Raw genomic sequence first — 6,335 nt, forward strand, 5'->3', positions numbered from 1 at the left:
GCTGGCGCAACCAGTCGGCCCGAGACAGGCCCGACGCGCGGATCAGCGTCGGCAGCTCCGCGTCCTCGCGCAATTGCGCCAGGCTGCCCAGGGCCAGCAGCCGCCCTCGGGTGAGGATCGCGGCGCGGTTGATGTGCGCCTCCACACCCGGCAAGACGTGGGAGCAGAGAATGATGCTGGTGCCCTGCCAGCGCAGGCGATCAAGCAATTGATAGAGATCCTGGGTGGCGATAGGGTCCAGGCCCACGGTCGGTTCATCCAACAGCAGCAGGCGCGGTTGGCCGAGCAAGGCCTGGGCCAGGCCGAGGCGCTGGCGCATGCCTTTGGAATAGGTGCGCACCGGCCGTTTCGCCGCGCCCGCCAGGCCCACCTCCTCCAGCAAGCGCTCGACCTGCTCAGGCGCCGCGCCTTTGAGCCGGGCGAAATGCTGCAGGGTTTCCAACCCGCTCAACTGCGGATAGAACATGACGTTCTCCGGCAGATAGCCGAGCATGCGCCGCACGTTCGGGTCGCTGGGCCCGCGGCCGAAGACCCGCACCTGCCCCGAGCTGGCCTGCAGCAAACCGAGAATCAACTTCATGGTGGTGGTCTTGCCCGCGCCGTTGTGCCCGAACAGGCCGAGCACTTCGCCTTGGGCCAGGGTCAAGTCAAGCCCGTGCAGCACAGCGACGTCGCCATAATGCTGGCTGACGCCTTCGATTTCGACGACGTTCAAGACGCGTCCTCCTGGGCAACGTTGCGTTGAAAGGGTTGAATGGGCGCTTGCATCAGCGGATGGCTGTCCATCACGCCGGGAGATTTCATCACCGGGAAGGCCCGCTGCACCCAGCGCAGCAGTTCGACGCCCGGGCTGTTCATCAGCAAGCGCACCTGCGGGTACAACCACAGCAGCCGATCAACGTTATCGTTGGGTTCATAGGCGACGTCACCAAGGCCGTCGCTGTTGCGGTCCCAGCCCAGGTAGTCGCTCCAGTAATTGCCGCGCCCGTCCGCCGACCATTCCTGCAGCCGCGTGGCGACGTATTTGACCTGGCGCTGGTTATGGACGAAGGCATTGCCGGCGATACGGTTGTCCTCCGAGCCGGCGGTGAGGTGGATGCCCACGGCGCTGCGCTCGAAATGATTGCCTTCGATGCGGTTGAACAGCGAGTTGTAGATGAACAGCGCCTTGCCCTCGGCGCCGGTGATCATGGTGTCGCCGGTGGACCCGTCGCGCACATCCGTGACGAAGTTGTCGCGCAAGGTCGAATAGGTGATGTAGTTCATCAGGATCCCGTAGTTCTGGTCCTGTTCGGAGCGGTTGCCGATGACCGTCAGTTGGCGGCTTTGCATCAGCGCGTAACCGGTGCGGGTGCGCCGGGTGGTGTTGCCCAGCAGTTGGTTGTCGTTGGCGAACATGTAGTGCACGCCGTAGCGCAAATCCTCCAGGGTGTTGCCCTGGAGCAGGTTGCCGTTGGAGGTGTCGATGTAGATGCCGTCGCGGGTGTCGCGGATCTGGTTGCCGATGACCCGGGCGCCGTGCACCGCGTACAGGTGAATGCCATTGCCACGGTCCTGGGAACGCAGGCCCGGGTCGCCCTGGATGCGGTTGTCGATGAGGCTGACGTCCCGCGTGCCATCGACCCAGATGCCGAAGCCCTGGCCCTGCATGCGGTTCGCCCGCACCACCGCGCCTTGCCCTGCAGGCTGGATGAACACGGCGGCGTTCATGGCCGTCAGGTCATGGCCCCAGTCCAGGAATGTACAGCCCTGGACCTGGACGTTCGGCGCCCGGATGACCAGGCCGTTGCCCTCGCCCTGCCCCTGGAATACTGCGCCCGGCGCGCACGTGAGCGTCATGGGTTGATCAATGCTGAACGCGCCACGGTACTCACCGGCAGGCAGGCGCCATCGCTGGTCGCCCTCGGCCTGCAATGGCAAGTCCATGATCGACTGCGGCGCGCTGGACGCGCCGCCCGACCACAGACAGAACATCAGCGCAATGACCGTTCGATGAGCGTTTGCATGCGACATGTTCCCGGTCATTGCACCTGCCTCCTCGATGAATGACTCAGGCTTTTTCAACCAGCATGCGCCCGACCATTTCCATGTGCAGCGCGTGGCAGAACCAGCTGCAGTAGTACCAATGCAGGCCTGGCTTGTCGGCCATGAAGGTGATGGAAGAGGTTTGCTGCGGGCTGATCTCCATGCTCGCGCCGTGGTTGGTCATGACAAAACCGTGGGACACGTCCTCGATCTGGTCGATGTTGGTGATCGTCACCGTCACCTCGTTGCCCTGCTTGACGGTGAACTCCGTCAGGCCGTACGCCGGTGCCATGGAGGTCATGTAGACCCGCACCTTGTTGCCGTCGCGGATGACCTTGTTGTCAGTCTCCAGGTTGATGCCGTCCTTCTTCGCCCGGGCCACGGTGTCGGCGAAAAACGGGTCGTTGCGGTTCCAGATCTTCTGGGTCTTGATCTGGTCGCGCCGCGCGAGGATGCAGTCGTGGGGCTCGGCGAAGGCCGGGCCGTCGTGGACCAGTTTCATTTCGTCGCCAGAGATATCTATCAGTTGGTCGTTCTCAGGGTGCAGCGGGCCGGTGGGCAGGAAGCGGTCCTTGGAGAACTTGCACAGCACCACCAGCCACTTGCCGTCGGCATCACTGGTTTCGGTCAGGGACGCATGGTTGTGCCCGGGCTGGTACTGCACGTCGAGTTTCTGCTTGATGTAATTGACCTTCTCGCCCTTGTAGGCGCGGATGGCCTCGTCCATGTTCCACTTCACCACCTGGCTGTCGATGAACAGCGTGGTGTAGGCGTTGCCGCGTCCGTCGAAGGTCGTGTGCAGCGGCCCCAGGCCCAGTTCCGGCTCGGCGACGATGACTTCGCGCGGGTCTTTGTAGCGGTCGTTGAACAAGTCATCCAGGCGGTCGATGGCGATCATCGACACCGTCGGCGAGAGCTTGCCGTTGGCGATGAAATATTTGCCGTCGGGCGAGGTATTGAGGCCATGGGGATTCTTCGGCACGGGGATATAGCGGGTGAACTCGCTGTCCTTGCCGTCGACTTTACGACCGTCCACCACCGGCACCTTGGAACCGTCCAGGTTGATGAACTTGCCGGCCTTGATCGCCGCCTCGATGCGCGGGATGTTGAACACCACGACCCAGTCGCGCTCGTTGCGCATCATGCCGCCCAGGTCGTAGGCCTTCTCCGAGTTGTAGCAGGTGCTGGCGGCGTATTTGCCGGTGTAGTCGGCGTCCGAGTTGTCCAGGTTGCCGTCGACGATGACCTGGAAGGCCATCTCCATTTTCTCGGCATCGATGGCGTTGAACATCGTGAAGCTGTTCTTGTCCTGCAGGTCGAAGGTGTGACCGTCGTTGGGGTGCGGAATGACGAACTCGGCGTTGGCGAACACGTACTTGGTGTACGGCACCTTTTGCAGGCGCAGGCCGTGGATGGCTTGCACGTTGGGCACGGTGAGGATCTTGTCGCACTTCATGATGTCGAGGCGAATGCGCGCGACCCGCGAGTTGGCCTTGTCGTTGATGAACAGGTATTTGCCGTCGTACTTGCCGTCGGTCATGGAGATGTGCGGGTGATGGCAATCGCCGTTCTTATATTTGGCGCTGTCGCCGAGGATGTGCTTGCTCTCGTTGGTCAGGCCCCAGCCGGTCGCCGAATCGACGTTGAACACCGGGATGCGCATCAGCTCGCGCATCGATGGCACACCGAGCACCCTCACCTCGCCTTGGTGGCCGCCGCTCCAGAAACCGTAGTACTCGTCGAGTTCGCCGGGCCCGACGTGGATCTTCGACTTGGCCTCCTTGGCCGCTGCCGCCCAGGACTCGCGGGTGAACGTCCCGGCCCCCAGTGCGGTGGCACCGGCCAAGACCGCGCCAGTGACCGCGCCAGTGCCGAGGAATGTCCGCCGGCTGACGCCCCTGGGCTCTTGCGCTGCGTCAGGCGTCGGGATTTTTTTATCGCTCATGCTGTGTGTGCTCCGTGAAGAATAAAAGGGTCGAGGCCAGGTCTTGCGCGCCGTTCAAGGCGTCGGCTCCACCTGCACCACCGGGATTCGTTGCGGGTCGGCCGGGGTTGCCTTGCCACGTTTCTTGCGCTTGTTGATCAAGGGCGGGCATTTGTTTTCGTTGTGCCAGGTCATCTGGCAGTCGAGGCAGTAGTGGCACTCGTTGGCGTTGATCCGGCCGTCGGGGTGGATCGCCTGGATCTCGCATTCCTTGGCGCACAGTTGGCACGGGTTGCCGCACTCCTTGCGACGCTTGAGCCAGTCGAACAGGCGCAAGCGGGTAGGCATCGCCAGCGCGGCGCCGAGTGGGCAGATGTAGCGGCAATAGACTTTGCGGGTAAACAGGTTGATCACCAGCAGCCCCGCCGCGTAGGCGACGAACCACCATTGGCGGTCGAACTTGAGGGTGATGGCGGTCTTGAACGGCTCCACTTCGGCCAGTCGTTCGGCGGTGGCCATCGACTCCAGCGAGACGCCGAACAGCACCAGCAAAATGATGTACTTGATTGCCCACAGGCGCTCATGAACGGCGAACGGCAGCTCGTATTGCGGCACCTTGAGCTTGCGCGCCAGCTCGTTGATCAGTTCCTGCAACGCGCCGAAGGGGCATAGCCAGCCGCAGAACACCCCGCGTCCCCAGAGCAGGATGCTGGCGGCGGTGAACACCCAGAGGATGAAGATCAGCGGATCGGTGAGGAACAGTTCCCAGCGGAAACCTTCGAACAGCGCGTGGACGAAGGTCAGTACGTTGACCACCGACAACTGCGCCAGCGCGACGCCGCCGAGGAACACCACGGTGAACACCAGGTAGCCGCGACGCACCCAATGCAGCAGTTTGGGCCGCCGGGCCAGGGAGTCCTGGAAAAACAGGATCGCCGTCAGCACCAACAACGCCGCGCCGAGCACGCTGATCTCGACACTTTTCTGGTACCAGAGGGTCAACCACATCGGCCGGCTGGCTTCTTCGGCCGCCGCCATTTGCTCGGCCGTCGGTAATGGCCGCTCCAGGTAGGGCTCGGGCAATTGATAGCCGAGTTCGAAACTGCTGAAGGTGCCGCTGACCGGCCCGGTCTGGCGCCGCACCAGCAGTTCCAGGCTCCACGGCGCGCCCGGGTCGAAACGGTGGGCGGCGCGAATGATGAAAATCGCCATTTCGTCGAAGTCCGGCATATCGGCGGCTGCAACATCATCCAGACGCTGGAAATCCAGGTCGCGGAAACTGATGGTGTCGCCTGACTGGCGCAATTGCACCCGGTCGAAAATCCCCCCGCGCACGTAGCCCGAGCCCTTGAAGGAATAGCGGCCGCTGCCCATCACCGCGATCGCCTGCTCGCCCGGCTTGAGCTCGGCCATCAGCGTGCGGTACTGCGTCTCGCCCAGCAGATTGCGGCCGACGGTGGGTGGGTTGAGGTGGGTGACGTAGAGGTCGATGAAGGTGTCGTTCACCTGCTCGCCACTGGCGGTTTCGACGTGTTCGGCTTCGGTGCCTTTGAACGAGGCGTCGACCTGGCCACGGGTCAGGTGCAGGCGCCGCACCGCGCCGTTGCCCACCAGGGTGGCCCAATCGGCGGGCTGGTAGACATCGTCCCGCACCCGGGCCGGCGCCACGGCCAATCCGGCATCGCCCTTGACCAGGCCCAGGGACACGGCGACGTCGTGGGCGGCGCGCATGATGACTTCATTGACCACCATCGCCGTCACGGTGGCGCCGGCGATCGCATCGACCGTCACCGCATTCGGGTCGCTGGAGTGTCCGACCACCACCCGCTGGTTGACCTTGATGCCGCTGTAGCGTGCGCTGAAGGCGTGGAGTTTTTCTTCGGCAATGCCGATGAGGAGAATGGGTTCGTGGTGTTCCAGCACGTAGGCGTCGAGGATCACACCGGCGGGATCGAGGATCACCTGGACGTTGATCGGCTTGCCTGAATAGGCCGGAATGTTCACCACATCCAGGCTTTGGAACACGTAGCCGAGGACCTTGCCGGCGGCGGAGAGTTTGCGAACCTTGAAAGGGCTTTCGGGCTCGGAAGTCGAATCGACCTGCCCCAGGACGTGGTGGATGCGTTGTCGCTCGATTTCACCGTAGTCCTTGGCCTGGACAGCGCCGGCAAACATCAGAAGTAGAAGGAACAGCCCGCAAAGCCGAGAACGGGATGGGTGCAGCATCGCAAAGGGACGGGTCATGAGCGCCAGGGCTTGAAGACAGGATCTTGGCGACCATTCTGCGGCCCGCCCCTGCCCTCGGCCCTTGATTGAAATCAACTCGGCGTTGATAACCCTTTTTTCCAGCCACTCCAATCCCCCGTGGCGAGGGAGCTTGCTCCCG

Annotated in this window: 4 protein-coding genes; all 4 read right to left on the reverse strand. The window is 63.1% G+C overall.

The window, feature by feature from the left end; all coding sequences use genetic code 11:
• On the reverse strand, nt 1-715 hold a 715-nt coding region (locus OC610_RS18780), incomplete at its 3' end, for an ABC transporter ATP-binding protein (RefSeq protein ID WP_264429763.1).
• On the reverse strand, nt 712-1,974 hold the full coding sequence (locus tag OC610_RS18785; RefSeq protein ID WP_264429767.1) for a nitrous oxide reductase family maturation protein NosD: 1,263 nt from the start codon (nt 1,972-1,974) through the stop codon (nt 712-714). The genes OC610_RS18780 and OC610_RS18785, both read right to left, overlap by 4 nt.
• A 76-nt stretch (nt 1,975-2,050) precedes the next feature.
• The gene (gene nosZ, locus OC610_RS18790; RefSeq protein ID WP_264429765.1) at nt 2,051-3,970 is read right to left on the reverse strand and encodes a TAT-dependent nitrous-oxide reductase; all 1,920 of its coding nucleotides are present in this window, start codon (nt 3,968-3,970) and stop codon (nt 2,051-2,053) included.
• A gap of 54 nt (nt 3,971-4,024) precedes the next feature.
• Nucleotides 4,025-6,175, reverse strand: coding sequence for a transcriptional regulator NosR (gene nosR / locus OC610_RS18795; RefSeq protein ID WP_264429768.1), 2,151 nt, complete (start codon nt 6,173-6,175; stop codon nt 4,025-4,027).
• Nucleotides 6,176-6,335: the final 160 nt, after the last annotated feature.

The sequence above is a fragment of the Pseudomonas agronomica genome (assembly GCF_025917275.1).
GTDB classification, from domain to species: Bacteria; Pseudomonadota; Gammaproteobacteria; order Pseudomonadales; family Pseudomonadaceae; genus Aquipseudomonas; species Aquipseudomonas agronomica.

Excerpts from the sequence above, each read along its gene's own strand:
- OC610_RS18785 (WP_264429767.1), bottom strand. The coding sequence starts at position 1,974 with ATGTTCTGTCTGTGGTCGGGCGGCGCGTCCAGCGCGCCGCAGTCGATC.
- nosZ (WP_264429765.1), bottom strand. The coding sequence starts at position 3,970 with ATGAGCGATAAAAAAATCCCGACGCCTGACGCAGCGCAAGAGCCCAGG.
- nosR (WP_264429768.1), bottom strand. The coding sequence starts at position 6,175 with ATGCTGCACCCATCCCGTTCTCGGCTTTGCGGGCTGTTCCTTCTACTT.